Consider the following 25,909-nt stretch of genomic DNA (forward strand, 5'->3'; position numbering starts at 1 on the left):
ATGTTGTTACTTTAAAGAGTAATTTAAATTACGTGTTTAGTCAATGATCATTTCTTTAAAACGTATTAATAATTTCTTTTTAACGTAATTATAATCCGATCTAGAAAAACAGATATCAAAAAAAGCCATCGAAATAATCGATGGCTTAAATATTTTAATGATCCCCTGACCATACATCTTTAGCATATCGGCCTTCATCCTGAAGCTGTTGAAGCCACTTACTTGCTTCCTCTTCACCTACTCCATGTTTAGACATATATGCGTTATGAAAAACGTTTTCAACCTCAGGAGCCATTCTTCTTCCGTCTCCGCAAATATACAGATATCCACCCTGTAGATCCAGAATATCAATCATGTGCGCGGATTGTTCATTCAACAAATGCTGAACATATGTTTTTGGTGTTCCCTCAAGTCTCGAACAAGCAATATGAAGCTTCACCAAACCGTCCTTCTCAAATTTCTCCATTTCATCCCTGTAAATGTAGTCCAATTCATTTCGGCATCCATAGAACAAATGTGCTTCACCAATACCCTTACCGTTCTGTTTCATCATGCTGCGTGACTGTAAAAATCCACGAAATGGAGCTACTCCGGTTCCCGGGCCTACCATAATAATCGGCGTTTCAGGATTGTCCGGCAGTCGGAATCCCGATTCCGGTGTTCGGATGAACATGATCATTTCCTCGCCAGGCTGAAGATCTGCAAGGTAATTCGAAGCTACTCCATAGTATTCACCTTTGCCGCTCCTTGCAGGTCCTCTAACTACCCCCACCGTAATAGAGGTAGCATCTGAATTAACCCGAGGGGAACTGGAAATGGAATAGTATCTTGGTTTTAATGGCGGAAGCAGTTCAAGAAAACGCTCAAACGGCATCTCACAGGCCTCATATTTTTCGAGCAAATCCAACATGGTGAGGCGTTTACTCAGCACCTGATCTTTATAAACCGTTTCTTCCAGAAGTGCTTCCAGTTCACGCTTATGCGGAGGACAAGCGGTATATGCCGCAAGCTCTCGTAGTTGAGCCCTGCTGGCCGCATCCTGAACCTCAACGCTGTGGCTGAGCAGATCATACAAGCTTACCGGTCGTTCCAGAGGTAGATGGGCTGCACTTCTTCCACTGGATGAAAGAACAAGATGTTCATTTCCATTTAATCCAAAACGCTGCAAAATCCTATCTACATTCATGCGTCTGTTCGCAGGCAGGACTCCAAGATGATCCCCTTCTTCATAACTTACTCCCGAAGGAAGTGCGACCTCAATATGTCTGGTACGGCGTTCACTTTCAGGTGCTTGAAGATCACGGTTCACGGTGACTGCTGCACGGAAGGCATCGTAGGACTGTGCAAGGGGGCCTCCTGCAACGCCATGTACAAACTTTACATTCAGCGAGTTTCTTTCGTTCTCCGCAGCATGTTCCAGCTTAAGATCAAATGCCTTCATCAGATCATCCCTCAGTCGCCTTTTCCATACTTCGAGCTGCATTTCAAAATCCCCGCTGGCATCGCCTTCGCCCCGTTCCGAGATCCGTTCAGCTCCTTTCAGATGCAGTAGTTCGTCAATTCGTCTCGGTACTACCTGATACGTATTTGCCCAGGTGCGATCTCCACACCCAAACACCGCATATTTAACACCTCTCAATTCCTCCTCTTCCAGCAGTTCCAGCCATTGTAGGAATTCACGGGCATTACTGGCCGGCTTTCCGTTGTAGGAGGCCGCGACGATGATAACGGCGCCTTCCTTCGGAAGATTGTTGATCCGGCTGTTTAGTGAGGCGGCTTCCACCTGCATCCCTTGAAGTCGGGCAACGTCTGCAATCTCTCTGGCTATACTTTCGGCTGTTCCAAGATTAGAACCGTACAGTACGAGCAGAGGAATATGATTGCCTCCGGTTAAAGTGGCTCCTTGAAAAACATCTTTTTTCGGATTATTATGAACCGCAGAACGTTCTTCTGGTTGTATTGTGGTTTGAACCACCGACTGCTCCCGTACACGAACCTTAATTTCAAAGTCATCGGGTTTCAATGTTAATGTTTCCTTCACCTTCAACTGATATTGATCATGATCGAAAAACTCGAAATGCTTCAATATCATCCCTAATACCAGTGTCGCCTCATGTAGTGCAAACTGCTGACCAATACAAGCCCGTTGGCCATTTCCAAAAGGCTTGTAAGCGTGAATCGGCACCTTACTTTGATCCTGGAACCGTTCAGGCCGGAAATCATCCACATCATCTCCCCAGGCTGTCGGGTCACGATGAAGCTTCGGAATCAAGACGTTGACGCTATCGCCTTTTTGCAGCGGGTATTTACCGGACAGAACCGTGTCTTCTTTGGCATATACCGAAAAAGCTGGAGCTGTTGGCCACAATCGCAACGTTTCATTCAAAATCATCCGAATGTACTTCAGTTCCAGAACCTGTTTGTACGTTGGGGTAGGTTCTGTCAGAACACGATCGACCTCTTCGTATGCTTTTTGCAGCACCTCGGGATTGTTCATAAGAAAGTAGATTGCAAATGATAACAATCCGCTCGTAGTTTCATGACCTGCAATGAGAAAAGTGATGATCTGATAACGGATATTTTCATCATCCAGGCCTTCGCCGGTCTCCGGATCTTTGCTTGTCAGCATTCGAGAGAGTAAATCTTCCGCTTCTTGATCCTCACCGGATTTACGTTCTGAAATGATTTTATCCACCAAAGAGAACATCGTATCAATGTCCTGCTTGAATTGACGTTTGGTGATGACCATCAATTTTTCCTGGATTCCAAGACGGCTAAGCTGACTCATCGCTTCGTCCAGCGCTCTGACCATGCTTGTAATAAACGGATGTGGCTGCTCGCGGTAAAAGCTGTTAAAGCGGTAATTAAACCCGCAGAGTCCAATCGTATCCAACGTAAGACGGGTCATGTCTTCCGGTACATTGACGTTTTCATCTGGATTCAAGCGCATCCACTTTTGGACTAGCTGAACAGCGATATCTACCATCATGGAATGATAGCTCTGCATTGCTCGTTGGCTGAAGCTTGGAATGAGAATGTTGTGTGCTTTTTGCCAATTCGGCTCTTCCGTCCAGCTGGTAAACAGGCCGTCTCCACCAAATGATCGCACTTTTTGAAGTGGTGCCCATACCCTTTTATCAAAACGGTCCTCGTCACAGGCATCGGCCACAAGTTCCTCGCTTGATATGTAAATATCGTTACGGCCTCCCGGGAGCTGCATGCGGAAGATCGGGCCCAATTCATAAGCCAACTCCGTCAAGGATTGTATCGGCTTTTCCAGGTTGTACGTAGGTAAATTTCCTAGTGGACCATACGTTTTGGGCTGCGGAATTTGAAATTCATCGTTCATCTGCATATCATTTCTCCTCCAATTAATCCAATCTCAATGTTAACGGTTTGATTGCCGTAGCACTAACAAGTTATTGTTTGCAGCATCTCTTCCCTATATACATGGTATTTAATATTAATAAGGGGCCGTCCCAAAAGAGGTAACCTCACTTGAAGAATAGCTCGCTTTAATCAAAAAAAGTACGAAAAATAAAGAAATGGCGGTGTAAGAGTTTATGAAGCGCACCCCTTATAATAGACATTGGAAAAACCCCTGGGTAAATCCGATGCAATTCTAGGGGGTGCATTTTTTATGCCAGCAAAGAAAGGTCAAAAGTTTAAGCATTATCCAGAGTCTCTTAAAATAGAAGCGGTGCGACTGTTTATTGAGGAAGGATGGTGCTACAGAAAGATTGCAGAACATTTAGAAATACAAGATAAGGATCGTGTTAGAGTTTGGGTTAGGAAGTACCGGGCAGAAGGACAAGCCGCATTTGAGGACAGACGTGGAGATCCGCACAGGACTGAAATAGAGCAAGAACGTGAATTGCGACGTTTGCAAATGGAAGTGGACGTCCTAAAAAAGTGGTTACAAATCTTGAATCGGGAGGGTTGCAGGATCGATATGTTGCCATCGACGAACTTAAACATAAGCAAACCGTAAAAGAACTCTGTGCATATCTGGGGATCTGCAGAAGCGGTTACTATGCTTATATGAAGCGCAAGGATAAGCATCCTGACGAGGATTTGAAGCTTATGGGCATGTACGATGTAGCGGAGAGGACGAAGCGATTCCGGAGAAGCGTTAGCGTCCGGCTAAAAGCTTTCCAAAGGAAAGCTCGCATCGAAAGCATACGCTCTTGTCCCCGAATTTCTTCCGCTAAGAAAATAATTCAAGAAATTCGGGGGCAAGAGCGGTCGGAGGAACGATTCGTACACGTAGCGTCTTACAACAGGCAAAGGGGTTGTTTTATTCTCCAGTTGTAGATCAACGAAGCGCATGAAATGGTAGAAAGGCATGAACTCCTTTTGATACATTGACGATTTGGGTAATTCGAAGGTCTACAGTCAACGAGGCATAAGCATATGCCTCTACACGTGAAATGTTATACGTTGTCATCATTAGGTCCAACATTCCATTTAAAGCGATCCACATGGCTTCCTCCAATTCTTCGTGGAACCCCATCGTCAACCATCCGTTTTTTGTCTTCGCTCGGGGCATTGATAACTGCATGTCATCCCTGACATGAAAGGTTAAGCTAACTTTATCCATTGGACATTCCAGAGCAGGACCGGAAACTTCACCGTCCCCTTGCGCAGCATGACCATCCCCCGTCGAGAACAGTCCGCCTTCTACCGGAATCGGCAAATACAGGGTAGTTCCCGCTTGTAGTTCTTTACAATCCATGTTTCCACCGTAAGCCCGAGGTACAAAAGTTGTATGCTTTCCCTCCTCCTTAGGTGGCATCCCCATAACTCCCATGAAGGGGTTTAAAGGAACACTGTACTTAAAGGTACCGAACTGGCTTCTTCCGACCATCTGCTCAATGTCTAGTTCGAAATCCATTGTTATTTCTTTCTCTTCTGTCAGCCCCATTTTCTTATTCCAATAGCTTGGAAAGCCTCCTGCCGAAGTCCACCCCCAATCCCCGGGAACTATTTCATTGATTACAATTTCTAAGGTTTGACCCGGTTTGGCTTGCTCAATATAGATCGGCCCAACCAATGCATGACCAAACTGTTTGCATTCCCGGCTTTCTTTTCTCTCAGTGAACTTTCTTCTGGGTTGTCCCGGTGCTGAACGATTCTCCAAACCCCACCCGGCATCCAGTGTCTGAAACACAACCGTATCTCCAGAGTCAATCTTCAGTGCAGGTTCCAAATCTTTGCTGAAAAAACCGTGAAGTGTATCAAGCTCTGGCTTTAGATAGTGAATACTTGACATGATCCACACTCCTCACATGATTTTGTAATAGACTTGGTAAAAAATGAATTTATATCATTACTATATAAAGTAATTTAAATCACTCTAACAGTCAATACTCATTTCTTTGTAGAGTAATAAATTTTACTCTTAAGAGTTTGTTGTAGTTTTACTAAAGTTTAATCACAACAAAAAACCTACCGGTATCTTAATCTTACCGGCAGGTCATCATTAATTTTTTGGGAGTAAGCCTGTAAATTTTAGTCTTTCGAGCGTGCTAGCTTTTCCTTCAGCTTTGATGCAAGTTCCCTGAAACGTTTTCCTTCGTCTAGATCATCCAGATTGCTTTCGTCTTCCTCCAGCCAGTAATTCCCATCCATTAGATCATACATATCAAGCAGCGTAATTTCCGCACAAACAGGATTCTCAAAAACCGCCATCATCGACTCCGGACCATCATCCCAGTTATAGCCGTTCACTACCGCATGTAGCAGAACCGGAGAGTCCAACTGGCGGATTTTATCATACGCCGTCTTCTTCGAATCCTCATATAGAAGATCGTCTACACGCTCTTGTTCCACCGGAGTCAAAGTGAGTCGAATCGCTCCCTTCGTCTCTAGCAGCATATCGGCCATTGACTTATCTCTCCGTGCAGAGTTCCAAGCTGTTCCCAAAATCCCCAGCGGCGAATCAAGCTTAGCGCCATATTCCAAGAGAAGCTTAAGGGCTTCTGTTTGCTTGAATTTCACTGCTTTCTTAAGTGCCGTATCACCCAGTTTATCCTCGGCTTCAAGATCTGCTCCGTTCATCAGCAGAACCTTGATCGCATCAGGCGGCATCTTATTTGTAAGGAAAAGCATTAAAGGCGTTCGGCCGCGTTCATCCCGCGCGTTGATATCCAACACTTTCGCAGCGGAAGCTGCAATCTGTGCATCTTTGGATTTACTAACTTCCATCCAGTTCAATCGTAATCCCTTCTTTCGTCTTCTCCTGCCCTAATGGCTAACATTATATAAAAAAGAGCCACTTCCTTCAATCCGGAAGCAGCTCTTTTGAGTTACTTTACAGAAACCGTAACAGTCACAGTTTTGGTACCAAGCTTAGCTTTAATACGTACGGTTCCTTTAGATACCGCTTCGATTTTGCCGTCAGTTACTTTGGCAACAGATGTGTTGCTGCTAGACCACTGTGCATTGCCTGTTACGCTGCTTGTCTTACCGGTGTCATATTCAGCCGTCAACGATACGGTTTTGACAGCACCTGGGGCCAATTTCAGCTTTTTCTCACTGGCAGTTAACTTTGTCAGCTTCGGCACCACATTCACTTTTACACTAACCGGAATACCTTGATACGAACCACTAACAGTTGCCGTCCCTTCTCCGACTGCTTTAACGGAAGAACGGCTTGTCGTTACTACTTTTGGATTCGATGAAACCCAATTCATCTTAGTCGACAGTGCAACGGTTTTTCCATTCACATAGTATCCTGTTGCTTTAATAGATTTAGATTTCTTGATATTTAGTTCAACCGTTTCAGGGTCTACAATGATCTTAACAATCTCCTGTTCCACAATTACGGGGATCTTGATACTTTGATTTAAATAAGTTCCTTTAAGAACTGTAGAACCTTTAGTCAGTCCCTTAATCCGGCCATCCTTGATGACAGCAGCAGTACCCGTTAACGACCATTCAACGGATGAACTTATATCTTCCTCGTCACCGTTTTCAAGCACAGCCGATACTTTCGGCAGATCCTCAGTTCTACCTGTAACCATCTGATATTCTTCAATGGATGGCAAAAGGATCAATACCTTCTCATTAACGATTACCTTAACCTCAGCCACTTCTTTGCTGCCGATTTTCCCGGTCAAGACTGCTTCGCCTTTAGCTTTGGCTTTGATTTTGTCGTCATCTACTGTTGCTACTTTCTCATCACTCGTTGTCCATTGTACGGATTTGCTGAAATCCTGTTTCTCGAGATCAAGCAATGTTCCAGTTACCTTTGGTACCGACTTGGACTCGTCTTTGAGAAGTTTAATTTCCGTTTCGTCTGTTTTGAACTCTGTAACGGTCGGTAATACAGTCACACGGAATTCTTTAGATATTCCAAGATATGAAACTTTGATATTGGAAGTACCTGTTGCTCTCGCTGTAATTTTTCCACCATCTGCTGTTACTGCTAGCGGATTAGAGGATGTCCATGTCGCAGCGACCTCATTTGATTCCGTTGCCGCATTACGTACCATAGCCTTAATCGTTGTCTGATCATTCAGGAACATCAGTGGATTTTTAATGAAATCCGGCTCGGTCAAGATCAAGGCTTCATATGGATTACGAACGTAAACATCGATTGAAGCGGTAGTTCCAAGATAAGTCGCGGTGATCGTCGCTTTACCTAATGCTACAGGCTCCAGCTTGCCGTCGTCATTTATCTTCGCTACAGAAGTATCGGAAGATTTAAGCTTAAGCTCCTCTTTATCTGTCACCTCTGTACCCTGACCTGTTTCAGAATCTGATGTTCTAGCGTAAACCTTTAGCTCTACAGGACCATCTCCAACGAGGAGCTCCTGATCCTCACTTGGAGAGATGGCAAGCTTCTCGTAAGGTGATATTACTTTCACTTTATATGACGCGCTGAGACCTTTATATGAAGCTGCAATCGTTGCATTACCTCTGCCGATCAGCTTCAACTGGCCTTTATCAACGGTAACGACACCTTCATCCGAGGATGTCCATTTAGCTTCCGAAGTAACATCATTCGTACCGTCGGTAAGAGCTTTAACTTCAATACCTTCCGTACCGAGCTTATACTCAACCTCTTTAGGTTGGTTAATTGCAAACTCTTCGGCCGCATATTTAGAAATGACTTTAACCGTGGCTATCGAGCCTTTGTATTTAGCTGTAATTGTTGCCGTTCCCTTATCGAGCGGTGTAAGTAATCCGCCCTCAACCTTAACTGTTTTGGTGCTGGAAGAAGTCCATGTCGCCTCGTTGGTTACATCTTTCTTGGCACTAGAACCTTCAATGGTTGCCAGGACGCGAAGCTGTCTGGTCGTTTCGGCGACAGTTAGATGAATCTCTTCCTCATTCGTGTCAAAAGCGATAGATGTCAGATCCCCGTTCGCAGCAAAAACGCTCGTGGGAAATACCATAGCCAGCATCATCACAATGACTAGAGATAACTTGGTTGTTCTCCTGTTAACGATCATTCATTTCTCTCCTTTGTTCCTCTGTTACACAGGTATTTTCCAGTACTATACCAGTTTATCGACATTTATCATGATTCTTGTTACCTTTTCACTAAAAAATAGGTAGATAGTAGCAGGATCCACTCTTCAAAAGTCTCATTCAGGGCATATCAGTATAATTTCGCATTTTAAAGGGGAATTTGTTTCCTTATCATTCGCCAGCTACATTATGAGTCAGTAAATACCGATATACTCTATAAACACGTTGTTACGTGCCATATACATACAAAGGAGAAGAACCGTACATGAAAAGAATCACCGCTTTAGTTCTGCTAGCCATGCTCACACTGGTTACGCCACTCTACGCCGCATCCCCAGCAAAAATGTTGGTATATGTGGATAAGAGCAGTCAGTCCTTCATTCCTGTTGGATTGTTAAAAAGCTACGAAGGGATCAAGGTCAACTATCAATCAGCTCAGAAAAAAATCGATATCTCCATGGAAGATACCAATCTTACTCTCTATGTTGGCAAACGCACGGCATACGTAAATGGCAAGAAGACTGAGATAAAGGCAGCCCCTTTCCGTGATAACGGAAATACGTTTGTACCACTACAATTTATTACCCAACATTTGAATCTCAATATTTCATGGAATAAAGATACTTCGTCGGTCCAAATCTCCCAGGGGGAGACTACGACCCCCTTGCCGGTTCTTTCAGGCACACTAATTCCGCCTAGCTCCAAGGCAATCGTATCCTCACGTAAATCCTTTAAGGTCGGTTCGCGTACATTCAGTGCACAGACCGTTACAGTCTCTCTGCTTCACCCCAAGGTAGAGCTAGATGTTGTACTAGCCGGCAATAAAGTTGGTAAGGTCGAAGATCTGCGCAGTTTGGCCAAACGCAATAATGCAGTTGCAGCGATCAATGGAACGTTTTTTGACGCATACACACCAGGCTCTTTCAAAACACCTTATGGTTATATCGTCGGAGGCGGTAATCTTCTGAAAGACAGTCCTGCTGATAGACGAACCGTATTTACTTTTGACTCCAATAACCTTGCTCAGTTACTCCCTGGGTTGGATTTTAAAGAACACTTTACGTCAGGCAAATCGGCGGGTGCCGTACAAGCAGGCCCACGATTAGTCGTAAACGGTAAGGTTTCTCTTGATGTTAAAAAAGAAGGGTTCCGTGATCCGAAAATCCTGACCGGAGGCGGAGCTCGGAGTGCTCTGGGCATTACGAAGGATCATAAGCTCATCTTGTTAACGACGGGTGGCGCTACCATTCCACAACTCGCTGAAATCATGAAACAAGCTGGTGCATATCAGGCCATGAATTTGGATGGCGGTGCTTCCAGCGGCCTTTATTACAACGGTTCTTATCTTACGTCACCTGGGCGCCAGATCAGCAATGCGATTATCGTAAAATATAAATAAACATAATGCAGACTAGTTTATCAGATTAATTACAAGAAGCCGCTCGGGATGAGCGGCTTTTTGTATGTTCAGAAACTTTAACCAGACGATCAGCAACAAACCGTTGGACAGTTGTTTGATCGCTGTATGTGCATTGCACGGTTCTTATTTCGTTGCCTGCAATCCATGTTTCAACTCTTCAATTGTAGTCTGAATGATGACTTCCAACCCTTTTAACATCGTATCAAGAGTTAATGTCGGGAGCCCGGGCTTGTCCACTGCCATTTCAGTCGATGCTGGAAAGTGAACAAAGCCTCCAAGCATCGGTAAGTTATGAATCCGGATATAGTCCAGCACAGCATACATCGTATTGTTGCAAATAAAAGTTCCAGCTGTGTTGGAGATGGAGGCCGGTATCCCTTGTTCCCGCATCCGATCTACCAGCTTGCGGATCGGCAGTCGGCTGAACAGCCCATCAGGGCTTCCCGGTTGAATCAGCTCATCCTGCGGCCGGCCGCCTCGATTGTCTGGATAAGGTGAATCCGGAGCGATATCTTTAACATTCACTGCGATTCGTTCCGGGGTAATAGATGTCCGGCCGGCCGCAACTCCGCAGGCAATAACCGCATCAGGTTTGAAAGATTCTATCTCACGCAGTAGCAATTCCGCACACTCATCAAAATAAACAGGCAGCAATATTGTTCTGAGCTCTACATTTTCAAAAGGTATATTTACAATTTCCTGTATTAGTCGCTCTGTCGGATTTATGCTGCTGCCGCCAAAAGGCTCAAAGCCGGATATTAATATTTTCATAGAAGTGCCTCCTAATAGTCATCGTTAATATGTATCAATTCTCTTGCTCACTCGCGAACAGCTTTCACAACGACTCCCTCGGCCGCAAGCCGGGAACAAAGCACGGATGCAAACATGGAAGCAAAGGCTCCGTCTCCATGAATACACACCGTATCCGCTTGAATCGGTATTCTCTTGCCAGATGTAGATAGGACCACCTTTTCCTTCACCATACGGATAACCTGTTGTACGGCTTGTTCGGAATCGGTAATCAACGCACCTGGCAACCGTCTGGGAGTTAGCGAACCGTCATCCTGATATGTGCGGTCTGCAAACACCTCCTGAGCCGTTAACAGCCCCAGTCTCTGCCCAGCTTGAATCAACTCACTGCCGGATAAACCATACAAGATCAGGCTTGAATCGATACCTTGAACGGCAGCAGCTATTGCATCAGCAAGAGGTCTGGAGGTGGCTGCCATATTGTACAGAGCGCCGTGCGGCTTCACATGCCGCAGGACGCCTCCTTCCTGTTTGGCAAATGCTTCAAGTGCACCAATCTGATAAGTAACCATGTCATAGGCCTCGTCCGGTGTAATATCCATGTTTCTTCTCCCGAAGCCCGCAAGATCCGGTAGTCCGGGATGGGCACCGAGAGATATTCCTTTACTGAGCGCTTGTTTAACGGTAGAACGCATCACGGCGGGATCTCCGGCATGGAACCCGCAGGCAATGTTGGCTGAGGTTACATGATTCATTAACTCTTCATCCATATCTATGCGGTATGCACCGAAGCTCTCCCCCATGTCACAATTCAGATCCACCTGTAACATGAAACTCCTCCTTTAACCTCATATAGATCATCTTGGACAGAAACTGGATCTTCTGGCCCCATTCAATAAATAATGTTTCGGCTTCCTTCAAGGTAATCTCGCTGAATCGTATAGAGCTCCCAGGTGGCACCTGGGCTATAACCGGAATATCAATGCTCGCGACTTGCGCTATCTTCGGATATCCTCCATGGGTCTGACGGTCCGCCATCAGAATGATCGGCTGCCCGTCGGCCGGGACCTGAACGGTGCCCAGCGACACGGCTTCGGATGTGTACTCACCTACTGAACTTAAACGTAACGGCGCTCCTGACAAACGGTATCCCATGCGGTCCGATTGGGGTGTCACTTGAAAAGTCTGATCATACAGAGACTTCCTGCTTTCCATATCGAAATCATCAAATTGGTTTCCGCAGGTAACACGAATCGTCGGATGATCGTGATAGGAAGGAAATAAAGTCGTTGGAACCGACCATTTTACGGAATAAAAAGGACTGCCTTCATCAAACTCGTTTGGATGTAAAAGTTTATTAGACCCTTCAGTTTTAACACGTATCACATCCCCGGACTTTAATACCCTACCTTGAAATCCACCAATTCCAGCGCGTAAATAGGTGCTGCGACTGCCCATCACCTCAGGGACATCGATTCCACCTGAGACAGCCAAGTATGATCTGCATCCGGTAATTGGTTTATGAAAAGTGAGTATACTGCCTCTTCGAACAAACACCGGCCGCCACATCGGAACACTTACACCTTCAATTGCAGGCGAAAAATCTCCTCCAGTGATTGCAATCCATTGATCCTGCTCGAATTGAGCGGTGAAGCCCGACCAGGTCAATTCAAGCGTGGCCTCTCTTTCATCGTTTCGGACCAGCCAATTCGCTGTGCGATGAGAAAAGTGATCCATTGCGCCCGACATGCTTACCCCGTATTTACCATATCGTGTTCTTCCCAAATCCTGGACGGTGGACAATAACCCAGGTTTAATAACTGTTATGCTCATACGCTGCCACCTTTCAGAAATGCAAACTCCTCACGGTCTATTTTCCGGAACCTTATGTATTGCCCCCCTTCAAGTAACGTCGGAGGATATTGTTCCGGAAGAAACAAAGCCAGTGGTGTCCGGCCGATTATCTGCCACCCACCAGGCGTTTCGATTGGATAAATTCCCGTCTGATTTCCCGCTATCCCGACCGATCCAGAAGGAACTTTAAGTCTTGGTGTGCTTTTTCGTGGAGCCGAGATCTGTTCAGATACTCCACCGACATAAGGAAAGCCTGGAGTAAAGCCGAGTGCGTATATAAGATAGTCCTGCCCGGTATGAATATGGATCACTTCTTCCGGAGTCAACCCGTTTATAGTAGCTACAACTTCTAAATCGGGTCCGTATTCCTCTTCATAACATACCGGAATATCGACGACTACAGGGCCCCGCTCTTCCTGAAGCTCGATTTCACTTAACAATTCATTCAGAAGTGTGCATACAACTTCAAAGGAAGAGCTGGCTCCGTCACGCCTGGGTAGCTTGAGCAAGTCGTAGTGGATACTTACTGTTGTGAAGGAAGGAATGCATTCGATGTAACCCGGAAACGGATGGTTCTCGATGTACTGCACAGCAGCATGAACCTGACGGTGTACCGACTCGCTGATTACTTGACCTAGCTGGATAAGTACCGCCGAATCACCCAGCGGAAGCATTGCAAGAGGCTTTATCATTTTCAATCAACCTCCTTATTTTTATCTGTATGGCTAAATGATTCCTCAAGGTACTAACTACATGATATCAAAGAAAAGGCTGTACGATACGATGTAATTAGATATGTTATTTTATCTAGGTCGCACTCATTTGTATGAACGACAATTGGAAATTCAAAGATTATTGGCTTAGAAAAAAGCCTTCTACCATCCCGAGGTGGCAGAAGGCTTCCTTGCTCTTTTGAGTCGCAGAGTCATGCGTCGGTTCTTCACTTGGCGTCATGAAAGATGATACCAAGGCTAAAGCGTGTCCCGGAAGTAATCGTGCTGACTCCATGCCTCATCGTTGTTTTGTAATAACCTCGCGATCCCAGCACAGGTCTGTGCTGGGTTGGAAAAATAAGCCCCTCCCCCTGTTCCAGGGTGATGACATGACCTCTGCTCTGTGCTCGGGGACGCTGCTCCATCAATAAAAATTGTCCTCCGGTATAATCCTTTTCCCGCCGATTTAATGCAAATACGACCTGAAATGGAAAGGATACATCGCCGTACAAGTCCTGATGAAGACAGTTATATCCTCCTTCTTCATATTTCAGGATGAGTGGTGTTGGGCGAGTCTGTCCCTGTTCATGACATACTTCCAGAAATTCCTCTAAGTGATCCGGATAACCTTGCTTCTTTCCCATATATTCGGACCATCGGTTCGCTGTTCTGGACAACTCTGGATAGAGAGCCTCTCTTAGCTGCTGCAGTAAGTCTGGAAGAGGTGCTTGAAAATACTTGTACTCCCCTGCTCCAAACCGGTATCTTGACATATTGATCGTACTGCGATAGTGTGTCTCTTCCTCATATGCATCCATCAACTCTTGGCATTCGTTATTGCCGAATAGCACCGGGAGTTTAGCGAACCCCTGTTCATCCAGGTGGTGCTGGATAAGGGGCCACTCCAGTCCGGTAACCCGTTCTTTAAGAAGTAGAGACACGCAGCCTGCTCCCCTCTGCTGGAATCACCAAGTCTTTCTTCTCCAACTCTAACAACCTGGTTTTCATCTCCAAACCTCCCCGGTATCCTGTCAGTGATCCATTCTTACCAATAACCCGGTGACACGGCACGGTGATTAACAGTGGATTCGCTCCTATTGCTGTTCCAACCGCTCTTACCGAAGAAGGCTTTTGAATATGCTGTGCAATATCTGAATACGATTTCGTTAATCCGTAAGGTATTGCACTCAAAGCATTCCACACCGCAATCTGAAAGGGGGTTCCCCGAACATCCATCGGCTTGCTGAATATCTTACGCTCTCCTCTTAAATATTCGAGAAGTTCTTTAACATATGGAAGTAACTTCTCATCATCTCTAATAATATGGCTTCCCGGATAACGAGTTTGTGCCCAATCGATTAGTTCATCTATCGCTTGATTGTGAGAGCCCACAAAACAAAGTCCCTTTTCCGTAGTAGCCATATGCAATGTCCACTCAGCATTGTTTAATAATGTCCAGTAGATAGGTACTGCCTTGTCTCTTTGTGTGGTGTTCATCGTTTCTGCACCTCCGTAGAATGGTGTGTTTGGTGCTGGTGACGGTATTCCTTAGGGGTATATCCGGTCTTCTTCTTAAACAAAGTTATGAAGTAAGGGATATTGGCCATCCCTACATTCAACGATATTTCCGAGACTGATTGGTCCGTGTGGATCAGGTTCTGTTTCGCTTGCTCGATCCGTTTCTGCTGCACATATTCAACAGGAGTTATCCCTGTTACTCTTTTAAAAGTTCGCTGTAAATGATAGAGGCTGCCATGGCAAATATCAGCTAGGTGTTCCAGTGTGATCGTCTCAGCGTAGTTGTTATCAATATACATCTCAATCTGTTCCACCCATTCCCGGTCCGGCAACCGTTCTCCCGTAGGTTTGCATCGTTTGCAAGGCCGGAAATGGGCGGACAGCGCCTGTTCCGCATTTTGAAAAATTCGGACATTTGATTTCATGGGTGCTTTTGATTTGCAGGAAGGTCTGCAAAATATCCCTGTTGTTCGTACCGCATAAAAAAACTGGTCATCATATCTGGAATCGTTGTTAATAATAGCACTCCATTGTTCATCAGACAGATACTCTCCTTCAGGATCCTCCGGAAGCTCTTGATCCATAGAGTCTTTTATTCGTTCTTTATTCACGATGGTTCACCTCCACCTCCAGTATACCCCCGCATAGGGACGTATGTACGCATTATGGAATGTAATAGCAAGATAATGAAATGTTGATAATTCAATATATGGTACAACTAAGTAGAGAAAGCCACTTCACTTTGGAGGAATAGAATAATGACTGAACTATACAAACAACCAAATTCAGGGCAGCCTTTAAAACTTCCGGTGCCTCCGGAATTCAGTTTTTCACAAAACTTAAATTACCTGACCAGTGCACCCAATGAATGCTTGTACCGTGTCCACGAAAATAGAATTTATAAAGCTCTGCCAATCGGACAACATATTTATGTTATTGAAATATTTGAAGATCCCGATGTCCCCCATTCGCTTATGCTCTCCTTTATTGGAGATCTTGTGCCGAAAGATACTACCGACTTTGAAGCTATTATCCGCTATGTAAGGGATTGGTTTGACCTGGATACAGACCTTGTTCCTTTTTATGAGATGGCCGAGCAAGACGAGCTACTCCAGACGACGATACATTCCTTTTACGGACTCCGAAATATGGGCATTCCAGATTTATTCGAAGCTGTCTGCTGGGGGATCCTTGGGCAGCAAATCAATCTAGCCTTTGCCTTCACACTCAAAAGACGGCTCGTAGAAACCTACGGCAGAAGTGTAACAATTGATAACATAAAGTACTATGTGTTTCCAGAACCTGATGCGATCGCTGCCCTTTCAGTAACGGATATGGAGGATCTTCGGATGACCGTTAAGAAGCGTGAGTATTTAATTGCTATAGCTCACCTTTTTGTAGAGGGTAAGCTGTCGAAGGAAGCATTGCTACAGATCGGAGATCATAAAAAAATCGAAAAATTATTGGTGGGTATCCGGGGTATTGGTCCATGGACGGCCAATTATGTATTAATGCGCTGCCTGCGAATTCCTTCTGCCTTTCCTATCGATGATGTCGGTTTGCATAATGCTGTAAAGCATGCTCTCGGATCGGAACTAAAACCGTCCCGTGATGAACTTCTTAAGCTCACTGCTGGCTGGGTAAACTGGGAATCCTACTCGACATTCTATATGTGGAGACTGTTATATTGATCATTATGCCATAGAGCTTGCCTGGTATTTGCATAAGATTCCGCTGATTCGGGACACTAAATAATGTCGCAAGTTACAAAAGGAGGTGTCCATATGAGCAAATCAAATTCGAATGAACCAACAAAATCCGAAGTATATACCACAAAGCTGAATAAAATGCCTGTTCCAGGCGAAGGACTAGACAACACGGAATTTTCTGCTGAGCAAGCGGCAGAAGTATTTATGAACAATCCGTCCTCTGAGAAGACTTCGAAAGAACAGCAATAACATACGAAAAACGTTTATCGACGTACCTCAAAGAAGACAGACCGCACTTTAACGGTAGTTTTTCTTGCGAGATACGGATGCTGTTTTCAAGAAAAGACCTCATAGCCGCTTCTGAATACAGAGGGGCGTGAGGTCTTTTCTGAATGATCGTCAAATTCTTACTGTCTCTATTCCTTTCGGGCCCAAAAACTTCCATTTACTAAAAAGTAAAAATTCAATATATTGTTACCTCCTATCGTCATACACTGTAAAACGGTCGTTTTTTCACTTTACAGGATGGGAGGCTAAGCCATGCTTAATAGTCGGTTCCTTGTTTCATGCTTGATCGTTTGCATCACCTTTTTTGTAAGCGGTTGCTCAGCTGATCAATCAAACTCGGAAACGAAAACGCTTACACTGTGGTATTGGAACCGGAGTCTGGACGACGATCTGATTAAAGCGGTAGAAAAGGAGTTCCCCGGCATACGAATTCAGGCTCAAAAGATTGGCGGTGATTTCAAATCCAAGCTTAAGACAACTCTAGCCGCAGGATCTGGCGGTCCGGATATCGTTGCCTTCAACGACTGGGTAGCCGAGCTGTTCACAAGCTCGGACCGGTTCTACGACTTATATGAGCTCGGAGCCAAAGAGATTGAACAAGATTATCTCGATTGGAAATGGAGCCTGGGGGTAACCCCCGAAGGTAAAATGATCGCGATGCCGATTGACACAGGACCGACCGCTCTCTTCTACCGGGCTGACCTGTTTGAGGAGGCTGGACTGCCCAACGACCCTGAAGAAGTTCATCGTCAACTAGCAACCTGGGATGATTATTTGAATGCCGGGAAGAAGCTCAATGAAGCCTTCGGGGGCAAGATCAAGCTCACAGATAACATCAATAATGTCTACAATCAGGTCAATTCGCAGTCCAAACACATTTATTTTTCAGAAGAGGATGCCTTCATCGGGGAGGATCCCTCCTCTTCCATGAAAACAGCTTGGGACACCGCTGTGAATGCATCTCAGATGGGACTCTTGGCCAACGCCAGCAGCTTCTCTTCCGAATGGAACGCAGCGATGAACAACGGAAGAATCGCTTCTTTTGTCGGTGCCGTTTGGGCGAAGGAGATACTCATGCAGGCAGCACCGGATACATCTGGAAAATGGCGGGTAGCCCGGGCACCCGGCGGCGACGGCAACAACGGGGGCTCATTCCTTGCTATTATGAAAACCAGCCCATATCCGGAGGAATCATTCAAGGTACTTCAATGGCTACTGAATCCTGACAATCAGGCGAAATCGTATGAAAGTATGAACCTGTTCCCTTCGGCGGCGAGTGCTTTGGATTCACCTGCGATGCTTCTGAAAGATCCTTTCTTAGGTGATCAGGCGACAGGTGAAATTTTCACGGAATCAGCACTCAACGTCCAATCCGCTTATTTCGGTGGCAGATTTGGCAATGTGAATGGAATTGTTAACCGGGAGCTTCAATCTGTAGCTCTCGAAGGCAAAGACCCGGATAAAGCTTGGGAGGATGCGTTGAAACGCGTTAAGAAGGAACTGCTGCGTTAACCCCTTCAGTGATGAAGAGAAGGATAACAATGGAGGTTGAAACGTATGGAACCATCCTTGCATCAACATACATCACAGCATGGTGGAAGCGGGCCATCCCCGGACAAGGACCGGAATGGTTTTGCGGCGACGCTCTGGAAACATCGGAAAGAATACTTGGCTATTTCACCTTTTTACATTTTATTCGCTGTCTTCGGTCTGTTTCCGATTGCCTTCTCCATGTATCTGTCGTTTCAAAAATGGGACGGCATCGGCGAGATGACATTCAACGGATTGAATAACTATCAGTTCATGCTCACTGACCCCGAGTTTTGGAGCGCTGTTCGCAATACAGTCGTCATCTGGATCTACTCCACCATACCTATGCTCTGTTTCGCTTTAATTATTGCCTTCCTGCTTAATGCTTCGTTTGTCAGGTTCCGCACCTTCTTTCGGATCGGTTACTTCCTGCCGAATGTGACATCCCTTGTAGCCGTTGCTATCGTGTTCAGCACACTGTTTTCGAACAATTATGGACTGCTCAATTACTTTCTCAATCTGATCGGTCTGGAGTCTGTCGAGTGGCTGAACAAGATGTGGGGCATACAGCTGGCCATCTCCATAATGATCATTTGGCGCTGGGTCGGATATAACGCCATTATCTACCTTGCAGGCCTGCAGAGCATTCCAACTGTACTCTATGAGGCAGCCAAAATTGACGGCGCTACCGGTATACAGGCTTTTTTCAGAATTACGATTCCGAATTTAAGACCGATCATCCTCTTTACCGTAATCACCTCTACCATTGGCGGCATGCAGGTATTTACGGAACCCCAGGTGCTTGTCGGCAATGACGGTGGTGTCAGCGGCGGAGGACTAACCATCGTCCTCTATTTATACCGGGAAGCTTTTGTTAACAATTACTTCGGATATGGCTCCGCTGTCGGCTGGGGAATGTTTATACTGATTGCCCTTTTCTCAATTATCAACTGGAGAATGGTCCAAGGCAAAGGATCAAATGAATCGTAATAGGAGTGAGACGAATGATGAAAGGTAAATCACTTCTGCTGCATTTAGGGCTGTTTGCCGGGCTGGTCGTATCGATCTTTCCTTTCTACTGGCTTCTCGTCATGTCTACGCGAACGACCGCAGACATATACAGCTTCCCGCCCAAAATGTGGTTTGGCCCCCATCTGATTGATAATATAACACGGGTACTAAGCAGTATCGATTTTTTCGGCGCTTTCCTAAACACGTTATTCGTTGCTACGGCTTGTACACTTCTTGTCCTGTTCTTTGATTCCCTAGCCGGGTTTACATTTGCAAAATTCAACTTCCCGGGTAAACAGTGGCTGTTCATCGTTCTGCTCGCCACCATGATGGCTCCGGCACAGCTATCATTGGTCCCTTCTTTTGTTATTATGGCAACTTTCAGTTGGGTAGGCACTTTTAAAGCATTAATCATTCCAGGTATGGCTAATGCCTTCGGCATTTTCTGGATTCGTCAGTATGCGTCGGAATCGGTTCCCTCCGAACTGTTGGATGCCGGCAGGATCGATGGCTGTGGATTTTTCCGGCTTTATTGGAATGTTGCGCTTCCCATCCTGAGACCTGCTCTTTCATTCTTAGCCGCCTTCACGTTTATCGGAGTATGGAATGACTACCTTTGGCCCCTTATCATACTGAATGATGAAAGCAAGTTTACGCTTCAAATCGCTCTTTCTTCATTAAACGGCATCTATACGACCGATTATGCCATGGTTATCGCCGGTACGTTAATGGCGGTCATTCCGCTAATTGTTCTATTTCTGTTTATCAGCAAGCAGTTCATTTCTGATATTGCAGCTGGAGCCATCAAAAGTTAATCCTTCATACCAAAAGGGCGTCTCTTCGGTTATATGAGCCATAGAGACACCCTTTATTTTGACGATTTTAACTCTGCATATGTACAAGCAGTTACCACCAAAATCCATAAAGTGTATGTTTTCATCGGTCATCACAGCTTACTGTTCAAAACGTGGTAAACTATTAAAGTACCGATATACATGACATGGAGGAATATACATATGAGCAGTTTTGAAACGATGTTAGAAAAATATGCAGAACTCGTTGTAAAAGTGGGCGTAAATGTGCAACCCGGTCAAGTTTTGCTGGTAAATTCCCCCCTAGAAACCGTCGAGTTCACTCGATTAGTCGTAAGTAAAGCTTATGAAGCAGGAGCGAAATATGTTCAGGTCGATTGGGAAGATGAAAAAACCACCCGGATTCGTTATGAAAAAGCGCCGGATGACTCTTTTGGCTATTATCCGAAGTGGCAGGCCGACATGATGGAACAGCTCGCCGAAGGCGGCGGTGCCGTACTGCATATTAAGGTACCTGATCCGGAGCTGTTCCGTGGAATCGATTCATCCAAGGTATCAACTGCTGTGAGAGCAGCTGCCGTAGCAAGAGAAAAATACCAGGCCTATGTAAGAAATAACAAGGTTACTTGGTCGTTAATCAAAGCACCTACCCGGGCTTGGGCGAACAAAGTCTTTGCCGATCTTCCGGAAGAGCAGCGATTGGATGCCATGTGGGAAGCTGTATTCCTGATGAACCGTGTGGGTTCAGAAGATCCTGTTGCCGCTTGGCGTGAACACATTGCCGAGCTGAAACAAAGACAGGAGTTTATGAATAATAAACGTTACAAAAGTTTTCATTACCGCGCTCCTGGCACGGATTTGCGTGTCGAAATGCCGGAGGGTTATCGCTGGCTTGGAGGTGGAGACTATAACGAATCTGGTGTTTATTTTGTCGCCAACATGCCTACAGAAGAAATCTACACAATGCCGCATCGTACAGGTGTCAACGGAACGGTAACCAGCACACTTCCACTGAACTTGAATGGCCGTCTAGTTGAAGGGATTACCCTTACGTTTAAAGACGGAAAAGTAGTTGAGTATGACGCGAAATCCGGACGTGAGCATCTGACTTCGCTGCTCGATACGGATGAGGGTGCTTCCTATCTTGGTGAAATGGCACTTGTGCCATATGATTCCCCAATCTCCCGTTTAAACCGTGTGTTTTACAATACAGGTGTGGATGAAAATTCATCATGCCATTTTGCACTGGGTAGCTCCTACCCAGTTAACATCGAAGGTGGAACCAAGCTTTCCAAGGAAGAACTGCTCGCCAAAGGCGCAAATGTCAGTTTGACGCATGTCGATTTTATGATTGGTTCGGAAGAATTGGAGATTGACGGTGTGTTGGCTGACGGCACCATCGAGCCGGTGTTCCGTAGCGGAAAATGGGCATAGTGTCTAATTATAGCCTCCACATTACTTCGGCGAGAGGTATACTTTTATAAATACACAGCTAAGACCCTGCGGCAAACCGCAGGGTCTTTTAACGTGGGAAGTGATATGAATTTTATCATTACTACTCATTTATCGTATCACGAATCTCATTATCAACAATCCTTGTACCGTCAGGATGAAAAAAAACATTTTGACTATCATCCGCTATCGAAAAGGAGTAGCCAATCGGATCATCGGTATTAAAAACCATGAGATAATATAGAGGATCTCCGTTCTTCATATAAGGTGAATAATTAGGGGAATCAACCCCATCATCCAGAAGCTTAATAAATTTATTGATGTCTTTCCCGGTAAGGGTTTTGTAAGGCTTCGATTCATTGTCATGATACAGCCCAATGCTATTTACCTTGCCTTTTGGAATCTCATCATAAAGTTTGATCATGGAACTCCTGAATTGATCCTGTATATACAGTTTATAACCGTTTACCCGAGTGTCGTCAGCTACAGCAATGAGCTCATCTGTTCCAAAACCATTTACTCGATAAAGTTTTGTCCCAATATCCAGAAAGGCGGCATCCCCGTCTTTGGTTCTATAACCTGGATCTGTTACGAACTCATCCACTGTAAAACTCACTTCACCAACCTCTTCAGCCACATTATTCTCATTTTTTAGTACGATTCCCCAATCACTTGTATACATGTTTCCATTCAGCTTTACAAAATCCACCCAATCGATAATGGTATGTGTCTGATTCTGATTAAACGGGAGGCTGGAGCATCCACTTAGAAGAATAATCATAAGCAGGCCAAAAGTTTTTATCTTCATCATCAATCCCCCTTTATCTGCTAAACGTAAGGGAAAGCGATTTTGTTACACATCTGGATAATGATATTCAGCATAGCCCCCTTTTCATCCAATACAATATTAAAAAGCTGTGGTGCAGACCGGTTTGTTAACGCGCCGGAAACAATTTTTAAGCAATGCTATAACTTGCGGATCGGAAGTTTTTATTTTTCCGTATTGATAAAGTTTATCTGCATCAACCACGCCCATTAACAGGGAAGATAAGTCCGAGATGTCCAATTCGATAACCGAATCGTCCCTAGTACCTCGTTGTTCTTGCATTGAAATCGTTAATGACTCTTGCTCAATGTGTAAGGCGAAAGAGTTCGGTTGTTTGGAAGAGAAGGAGTCAGTTACCTTAAAATGCAAAGTAACCGGCTTCGAGCTATACACAGCACCTGTTTGGGCAAGTTCGATTATAAACTTCTCAATATCAATGATCTTGTACATCAAGCCCACACCTGATGTATGACTTTCATGAAACACACTCGGAAGAATGCGGTCGCTGCCGTTGCGAGGATCTCCGATCAAATATTCGATGGTATCATCCTGTGTCGTCCATATAATCCGGTTGATCTGATCACTTTGCGTATGTAAAAAAGTGCCTAGCTGTTGCAGCGCCTCCGGTGTCTCATATACAAACTCATGAATGACCATGTCATGCAGCAGGAAGTTATCCGAGCTAATGCTGTTAAAGGTGAATGAAATGTATCCATTTAACTTGTTATCTTCCATATATCCGATCAGCCTCTTACCCGGAGCGTTGAACAACGAATTCAGTTCATAAGGAGTTTTCAGCATCATTCCGTGTGTAGATGTGGCTTGTCGGTCGCTGCAGTCACGAATCAGATCTTGATGGGATCGATCCAACCACACCAAGCCATGCTTCTCTGCTGCTCTTGGAAGGCTATCCGGCTTAATTCGATATTGATTCATTTTTGTGCCATAGCCAAATCCCATATTTTTATAAAAATCCGGTTTGAACGGATATAAGAGCAAAAGAGAAATACCCTTCAACTTAAAATGTGAAATGAAAAACTCAATTAACTGTTTGGCTGCTTTTTCTTTCTTATGAAGGAGATCTACGGCAACCTGCCCTACGCCACCCACTTGGATCATTCGTCCGTAAAGATTCATGGTGTATTCATGGATGCGCATCCCGGCAATCAGGCGGTTATCCCGAAACAGACCATAATATTGAACCGTAGGCATATTCTCTTGATTGTGTGTGAAACGTGTAATTTGTCGTTCTCTAAACTCCGGTCCCGGAACGGCTTTTGCAGGATATGCATTCAGAGCGATGTCCACAAACGCAGGAATTTCATCGATATTTAGCTTACGAATGACCTCATTCATGACAGGATTCCTTTCAGGTGAATTGGATAGTTTAAAATGAGACTACCATTACTAAGATAACAAGCTAAACTTATTTACACAATATGGTCATTTAATATATAGCGTTGATCGATAATGGATACGCTAGTTATTCACTTTCAAGAAAAACACAAAAGGGTACCGGATAGAATCCAGTACCCTTTTGAAATATATAAATAATCGGGATGACACGATTTGAACATGCGACCCCCTGGTCCCAAACCAGGTGCTCTACCAAGCTGAGCTACATCCCGTTATTTTCAAAACATAAGCGGACGACGGGAATCGAACCCGCGACCCTCGCCTTGGCAAGGCGATGCTCTACCGCTGAGCCACGTCCGCAAAAACATGGTGCGCGTGGAGGGACTTGAACCCCCACGTCAAAGACGCTAGATCCTAAGTCTAGTGCGTCTGCCAATTCCGCCACACGCGCACAAGTAAAACTAATGGTGAGCCATGAAGGACTCGAACCTTCGACACCCTGATTAAAAGTCAGGTGCTCTACCAACTGAGCTAATGGCTCTTAAAAAGAAAAAATCATTGCGAAAACGATAAGATTGGTTGCGGGGGCAGGATTTGAACCTACGACCTTCGGGTTATGAGCCCGACGAGCTACCGAACTGCTCCACCCCGCGACATTAGAAAGTATGTATTATTACTGAAGAGAATTTAAAATCCATTTAATGATCTTACTACAGTTAGATCATTTAAAATCAACCGTTTTTCAACAGCCGGAATTATAATATATCACTTTTCTAGTTATATTGCAAGTGATATTTTCACAGGCTTCATTTTTTTAACAACAAGCATTTCATAAAAAAAAGAACAGATATATAATATATCATAAATAATTCGATATTGCAACTTCTAAATGTATCCTGAAAGGGTTGTATTGAACACACTTTCTTAATCATCCGCATTCAATAAGCATCAAAAACACAAAAAAGCCCGCTGTTGATTTCATATCGACAGCGGGCTTTATCTGGCTTGGCGACGTCCTACTCTCCCGGGACCCTTCGGTCCAAGTACCATCGGCGCTGGAAGGCTTAACGGTCGTGTTCGGGATGGGTACGCGTGGAACCCTTCCGCTATCGCCACCAAACGGGGCATTTGTTATTCAAATGCTATAAATCAGGTTTCAGCATCGCCAAATGCTGAAAGCCATATGCGCTTTCCTTAAACCACTTGGATTTAGAAAAGTCATCTTGACTCCCTGAAAACTAGATACGAAACATCATTTGCGAATCATGCATATGCTTCCGAAGTAGCTTTACTTCGTAAAGCTTTTAGGATAAGCCCTCGACCGATTAGTATTGGTCAGCTCCATGCATTGCTGCACTTCCACCTCCAACCTATCTACCTCGTCGTCTTCAAGGGGTCTTACTAATTGGGAAATCTCATCTTGAGGGGGGCTTCACGCTTAGATGCTTTCAGCGCTTATCCCTTCCGTACGTAGCTACCCAGCCATGCTCCTGGCGGAACAACTGGTGCACCAGCGGTACGTCCATCCCGGTCCTCTCGTACTAAGGACAGCTCCTCTCAAATTTCCTACGCCCACGACAGATAGGGACCGAACTGTCTCACGACGTTCTGAACCCAGCTCGCGTACCGCTTTAATGGGCGAACAGCCCAACCCTTGGGACCTACTTCAGCCCCAGGATGCGATGAGCCGACATCGAGGTGCCAAACCTCCCCGTCGATGTGGACTCTTGGGGGAGATAAGCCTGTTATCCCCAGGGTAGCTTTTATCCGTTGAGCGATGGCCCTTCCATGCGGTACCACCGGATCACTAAGCCCGACTTTCGTCCCTGCTCGACTTGTAGGTCTCGCAGTCAAGCTCCCTTATGCCTTTGCACTCTTCGAATGATTTCCAACCATTCTGAGGGAACCTTGGGGCGCCTCCGTTACTCTTTAGGAGGCGACCGCCCCAGTCAAACTGCCCACCAGACACTGTCCCCGCACCGGTTTACGGTACTAGGTTAGAACCTAGATACGATCAGGGTGGTATCCCAACGGCGCCTCCACAGAAGCTTGCGCTCCTGTTTCTTAGGCTCCCACCTATCCTGTACAGATCGTACCCAAATCCAATATCAAGCTGCAGTAAAGCTCCATGGGGTCTTTCCGTCTTGTCGCGGGTAACCTGCATCTTCACAGGTATTAAAATTTCACCGGAT

At 45.2% G+C, this 25,909-nt stretch carries 21 protein-coding genes, 5 tRNA genes and 2 rRNA genes (1 of these 28 cut by a window edge); 8 read left to right on the forward strand and 20 right to left on the reverse strand.

From position 1 onward, the window contains the following. Positions 1-154 precede the first annotated feature (154 nt). Positions 155-3,349: a bifunctional cytochrome P450/NADPH--P450 reductase gene (locus MNQ98_RS18040; RefSeq protein WP_241933963.1), complete on the reverse strand. Its 3,195-nt coding sequence runs from the start codon at positions 3,347-3,349 to the stop codon at positions 155-157. A gap of 291 nt (positions 3,350-3,640) precedes the next feature. On the opposite strand from MNQ98_RS18040, the gene MNQ98_RS18045 reads away from it, so the two are divergent. Continuing rightward, positions 3,641-3,991, forward strand: a complete 351-nt coding sequence (locus tag MNQ98_RS18045) for a helix-turn-helix domain-containing protein (protein ID WP_241929507.1) — start codon at positions 3,641-3,643, stop codon at positions 3,989-3,991. 324 nt (positions 3,992-4,315) lie between these two features. Here the strand turns inward: MNQ98_RS18045 and MNQ98_RS18050 are convergent, their stop codons facing one another. From MNQ98_RS18050 to MNQ98_RS18060, 3 genes are all read right to left on the reverse strand, one after another. Continuing rightward, a complete protein-coding gene (locus tag MNQ98_RS18050) occupies positions 4,316-5,272 on the reverse strand; it encodes an acetamidase/formamidase family protein (RefSeq protein WP_241929508.1) in 957 nt (318 codons plus the stop codon). Between the two features lie 239 nt (positions 5,273-5,511). After that, positions 5,512-6,207, reverse strand: coding sequence for a DUF4274 domain-containing protein (locus MNQ98_RS18055; protein ID WP_347272266.1), 696 nt, complete (start codon positions 6,205-6,207; stop codon positions 5,512-5,514). Between the two features lie 101 nt (positions 6,208-6,308). Then, positions 6,309-8,459, reverse strand: coding sequence for a hypothetical protein (locus MNQ98_RS18060; protein ID WP_241929510.1), 2,151 nt, complete (start codon positions 8,457-8,459; stop codon positions 6,309-6,311). Positions 8,460-8,743: 284 nt separating this feature from the next. Between MNQ98_RS18060 and MNQ98_RS18065 the strand changes: the two genes are divergently transcribed. Continuing rightward, entirely contained in the window at positions 8,744-9,877 is a 1,134-nt protein-coding gene (locus tag MNQ98_RS18065; RefSeq protein WP_241929511.1) for a phosphodiester glycosidase family protein, read from the forward strand. 144 nt (positions 9,878-10,021) lie between these two features. On the opposite strand, the gene MNQ98_RS18070 is transcribed toward MNQ98_RS18065, so the two are convergent. The 7 genes from MNQ98_RS18070 to MNQ98_RS18100 form a co-directional block, all read right to left on the reverse strand. After that, the gene (locus MNQ98_RS18070) at positions 10,022-10,669 is read right to left on the reverse strand and encodes a pyroglutamyl-peptidase I (RefSeq protein ID WP_241929512.1); all 648 of its coding nucleotides are present in this window, start codon (positions 10,667-10,669) and stop codon (positions 10,022-10,024) included. Between the two features lie 47 nt (positions 10,670-10,716). Further along, positions 10,717-11,478 carry a LamB/YcsF family protein gene (locus MNQ98_RS18075; RefSeq protein WP_241929513.1) on the reverse strand — a complete coding sequence of 254 codons (762 nt, stop codon included), beginning with the start codon at positions 11,476-11,478 and terminating at the stop codon, positions 10,717-10,719. Further along, positions 11,453-12,481 carry a 5-oxoprolinase subunit C family protein gene (locus MNQ98_RS18080; protein ID WP_241929514.1) on the reverse strand — a complete coding sequence of 343 codons (1,029 nt, stop codon included), beginning with the start codon at positions 12,479-12,481 and terminating at the stop codon, positions 11,453-11,455. Before MNQ98_RS18080 ends, MNQ98_RS18075 begins: the two co-directional genes overlap by 26 nt. Further along, positions 12,478-13,194, reverse strand: coding sequence for a 5-oxoprolinase subunit PxpB (gene pxpB / locus MNQ98_RS18085; protein WP_241929515.1), 717 nt, complete (start codon positions 13,192-13,194; stop codon positions 12,478-12,480). Before pxpB ends, MNQ98_RS18080 begins: the two co-directional genes overlap by 4 nt. Positions 13,195-13,442: 248 nt before the next feature. Continuing rightward, complete coding sequence (locus MNQ98_RS18090) at positions 13,443-14,156, reverse strand: 2OG-Fe(II) oxygenase (protein ID WP_241929516.1); 714 nt, start codon at positions 14,154-14,156, stop codon at positions 13,443-13,445. Then, on the reverse strand, positions 14,140-14,712 hold the full coding sequence (locus MNQ98_RS18095) for a methylated-DNA--[protein]-cysteine S-methyltransferase (RefSeq protein ID WP_241929517.1): 573 nt from the start codon (positions 14,710-14,712) through the stop codon (positions 14,140-14,142). Before MNQ98_RS18095 ends, MNQ98_RS18090 begins: the two co-directional genes overlap by 17 nt. Next, on the reverse strand, positions 14,709-15,317 hold the full coding sequence (locus MNQ98_RS18100) for a bifunctional transcriptional activator/DNA repair enzyme AdaA (RefSeq protein WP_241933964.1): 609 nt from the start codon (positions 15,315-15,317) through the stop codon (positions 14,709-14,711). Before MNQ98_RS18100 ends, MNQ98_RS18095 begins: the two co-directional genes overlap by 4 nt. Positions 15,318-15,491: 174 nt before the next feature. Here MNQ98_RS18100 and MNQ98_RS18105 point away from each other — a divergent pair, with 174 nt between their 5' ends. From MNQ98_RS18105 to MNQ98_RS18130, 6 genes are all read left to right on the forward strand, one after another. Beyond that, complete coding sequence (locus tag MNQ98_RS18105; protein WP_241929518.1) at positions 15,492-16,424, forward strand: DNA-3-methyladenine glycosylase family protein; 933 nt, start codon at positions 15,492-15,494, stop codon at positions 16,422-16,424. 93 nt (positions 16,425-16,517) lie between these two features. Next, positions 16,518-16,691: a hypothetical protein gene (locus MNQ98_RS18110; protein ID WP_208919316.1), complete on the forward strand. Its 174-nt coding sequence runs from the start codon at positions 16,518-16,520 to the stop codon at positions 16,689-16,691. A gap of 291 nt (positions 16,692-16,982) precedes the next feature. Further along, entirely contained in the window at positions 16,983-18,242 is a 1,260-nt protein-coding gene (locus tag MNQ98_RS18115) for an ABC transporter substrate-binding protein (RefSeq protein WP_241929519.1), read from the forward strand. A gap of 45 nt (positions 18,243-18,287) precedes the next feature. Next, positions 18,288-19,250, forward strand: a complete 963-nt coding sequence (locus tag MNQ98_RS18120; protein ID WP_241929520.1) for a carbohydrate ABC transporter permease — start codon at positions 18,288-18,290, stop codon at positions 19,248-19,250. Positions 19,251-19,264: 14 nt separating this feature from the next. Next, the gene (locus MNQ98_RS18125) at positions 19,265-20,086 is read left to right on the forward strand and encodes a carbohydrate ABC transporter permease (protein ID WP_241929521.1); all 822 of its coding nucleotides are present in this window, start codon (positions 19,265-19,267) and stop codon (positions 20,084-20,086) included. 201 nt (positions 20,087-20,287) lie between these two features. Continuing rightward, positions 20,288-21,517, forward strand: coding sequence for an aminopeptidase (locus tag MNQ98_RS18130; RefSeq protein WP_241929522.1), 1,230 nt, complete (start codon positions 20,288-20,290; stop codon positions 21,515-21,517). Positions 21,518-21,638: 121 nt separating this feature from the next. Here the strand turns inward: MNQ98_RS18130 and MNQ98_RS18135 are convergent, their stop codons facing one another. The 9 genes from MNQ98_RS18135 to MNQ98_RS18175 form a co-directional block, all read right to left on the reverse strand. Beyond that, positions 21,639-22,346: a hypothetical protein gene (locus tag MNQ98_RS18135; protein WP_241929523.1), complete on the reverse strand. Its 708-nt coding sequence runs from the start codon at positions 22,344-22,346 to the stop codon at positions 21,639-21,641. A gap of 96 nt (positions 22,347-22,442) precedes the next feature. Continuing rightward, positions 22,443-23,717 (reverse strand): GNAT family N-acetyltransferase, encoded by a 1,275-nt coding sequence (locus tag MNQ98_RS18140; protein WP_241929524.1) that lies wholly within the window; start codon positions 23,715-23,717, stop codon positions 22,443-22,445. A gap of 198 nt (positions 23,718-23,915) precedes the next feature. Continuing rightward, a tRNA-Pro gene (locus MNQ98_RS18145) sits at positions 23,916-23,989 on the reverse strand. Positions 23,990-24,005: 16 nt separating this feature from the next. Next, positions 24,006-24,077, reverse strand: a tRNA-Gly gene (locus MNQ98_RS18150). Positions 24,078-24,084: 7 nt separating this feature from the next. After that, a tRNA-Leu gene (locus tag MNQ98_RS18155) sits at positions 24,085-24,168 on the reverse strand. A gap of 14 nt (positions 24,169-24,182) precedes the next feature. Continuing rightward, positions 24,183-24,258: transfer RNA gene (locus MNQ98_RS18160), tRNA-Lys, on the reverse strand. A gap of 35 nt (positions 24,259-24,293) precedes the next feature. Then, positions 24,294-24,370: transfer RNA gene (locus MNQ98_RS18165), tRNA-Met, on the reverse strand. Between the two features lie 350 nt (positions 24,371-24,720). Next, a 5S ribosomal RNA gene (gene rrf / locus MNQ98_RS18170) occupies positions 24,721-24,837 on the reverse strand. 185 nt (positions 24,838-25,022) lie between these two features. Then, a 23S ribosomal RNA gene (locus MNQ98_RS18175) occupies positions 25,023-25,909 on the reverse strand; it runs 2,246 nt beyond the window's last position.

The organism is Paenibacillus sp. N3/727 (genome assembly GCF_022637315.1).
In the GTDB taxonomy this organism is placed as follows: domain Bacteria; phylum Bacillota; class Bacilli; order Paenibacillales; family Paenibacillaceae; genus Paenibacillus_AQ; species Paenibacillus_AQ uliginis.

What these genes read in the sequence shown, in the direction of transcription:
- MNQ98_RS18040 (WP_241933963.1), bottom strand. Translation starts at nt 3,349, where the DNA reads ATGAACGATGAATTTCAAATTCCGCAGCCCAAAACGTATGGTCCACTA.
- MNQ98_RS18045 (WP_241929507.1), top strand. Translation starts at nt 3,641, where the DNA reads ATGCCAGCAAAGAAAGGTCAAAAGTTTAAGCATTATCCAGAGTCTCTT.
- MNQ98_RS18050 (WP_241929508.1), bottom strand. Translation starts at nt 5,272, where the DNA reads ATGTCAAGTATTCACTATCTAAAGCCAGAGCTTGATACACTTCACGGT.
- MNQ98_RS18055 (WP_347272266.1), bottom strand. Translation starts at nt 6,207, where the DNA reads ATGGAAGTTAGTAAATCCAAAGATGCACAGATTGCAGCTTCCGCTGCG.
- MNQ98_RS18060 (WP_241929510.1), bottom strand. Translation starts at nt 8,459, where the DNA reads ATGATCGTTAACAGGAGAACAACCAAGTTATCTCTAGTCATTGTGATG.
- MNQ98_RS18065 (WP_241929511.1), top strand. Translation starts at nt 8,744, where the DNA reads ATGAAAAGAATCACCGCTTTAGTTCTGCTAGCCATGCTCACACTGGTT.
- MNQ98_RS18070 (WP_241929512.1), bottom strand. Translation starts at nt 10,669, where the DNA reads ATGAAAATATTAATATCCGGCTTTGAGCCTTTTGGCGGCAGCAGCATA.
- MNQ98_RS18075 (WP_241929513.1), bottom strand. Translation starts at nt 11,478, where the DNA reads ATGTTACAGGTGGATCTGAATTGTGACATGGGGGAGAGCTTCGGTGCA.
- MNQ98_RS18080 (WP_241929514.1), bottom strand. Translation starts at nt 12,481, where the DNA reads ATGAGCATAACAGTTATTAAACCTGGGTTATTGTCCACCGTCCAGGAT.
- pxpB (WP_241929515.1), bottom strand. Translation starts at nt 13,194, where the DNA reads ATGATAAAGCCTCTTGCAATGCTTCCGCTGGGTGATTCGGCGGTACTT.
- MNQ98_RS18095 (WP_241929517.1), bottom strand. Translation starts at nt 14,712, where the DNA reads ATGAACACCACACAAAGAGACAAGGCAGTACCTATCTACTGGACATTA.
- MNQ98_RS18100 (WP_241933964.1), bottom strand. Translation starts at nt 15,317, where the DNA reads ATGGATCAAGAGCTTCCGGAGGATCCTGAAGGAGAGTATCTGTCTGAT.
- MNQ98_RS18105 (WP_241929518.1), top strand. Translation starts at nt 15,492, where the DNA reads ATGACTGAACTATACAAACAACCAAATTCAGGGCAGCCTTTAAAACTT.
- MNQ98_RS18110 (WP_208919316.1), top strand. Translation starts at nt 16,518, where the DNA reads ATGAGCAAATCAAATTCGAATGAACCAACAAAATCCGAAGTATATACC.
- MNQ98_RS18115 (WP_241929519.1), top strand. Translation starts at nt 16,983, where the DNA reads ATGCTTAATAGTCGGTTCCTTGTTTCATGCTTGATCGTTTGCATCACC.
- MNQ98_RS18120 (WP_241929520.1), top strand. Translation starts at nt 18,288, where the DNA reads ATGGAACCATCCTTGCATCAACATACATCACAGCATGGTGGAAGCGGG.
- MNQ98_RS18125 (WP_241929521.1), top strand. Translation starts at nt 19,265, where the DNA reads ATGATGAAAGGTAAATCACTTCTGCTGCATTTAGGGCTGTTTGCCGGG.
- MNQ98_RS18130 (WP_241929522.1), top strand. Translation starts at nt 20,288, where the DNA reads ATGAGCAGTTTTGAAACGATGTTAGAAAAATATGCAGAACTCGTTGTA.
- MNQ98_RS18135 (WP_241929523.1), bottom strand. Translation starts at nt 22,346, where the DNA reads ATGATGAAGATAAAAACTTTTGGCCTGCTTATGATTATTCTTCTAAGT.
- MNQ98_RS18140 (WP_241929524.1), bottom strand. Translation starts at nt 23,717, where the DNA reads ATGAATGAGGTCATTCGTAAGCTAAATATCGATGAAATTCCTGCGTTT.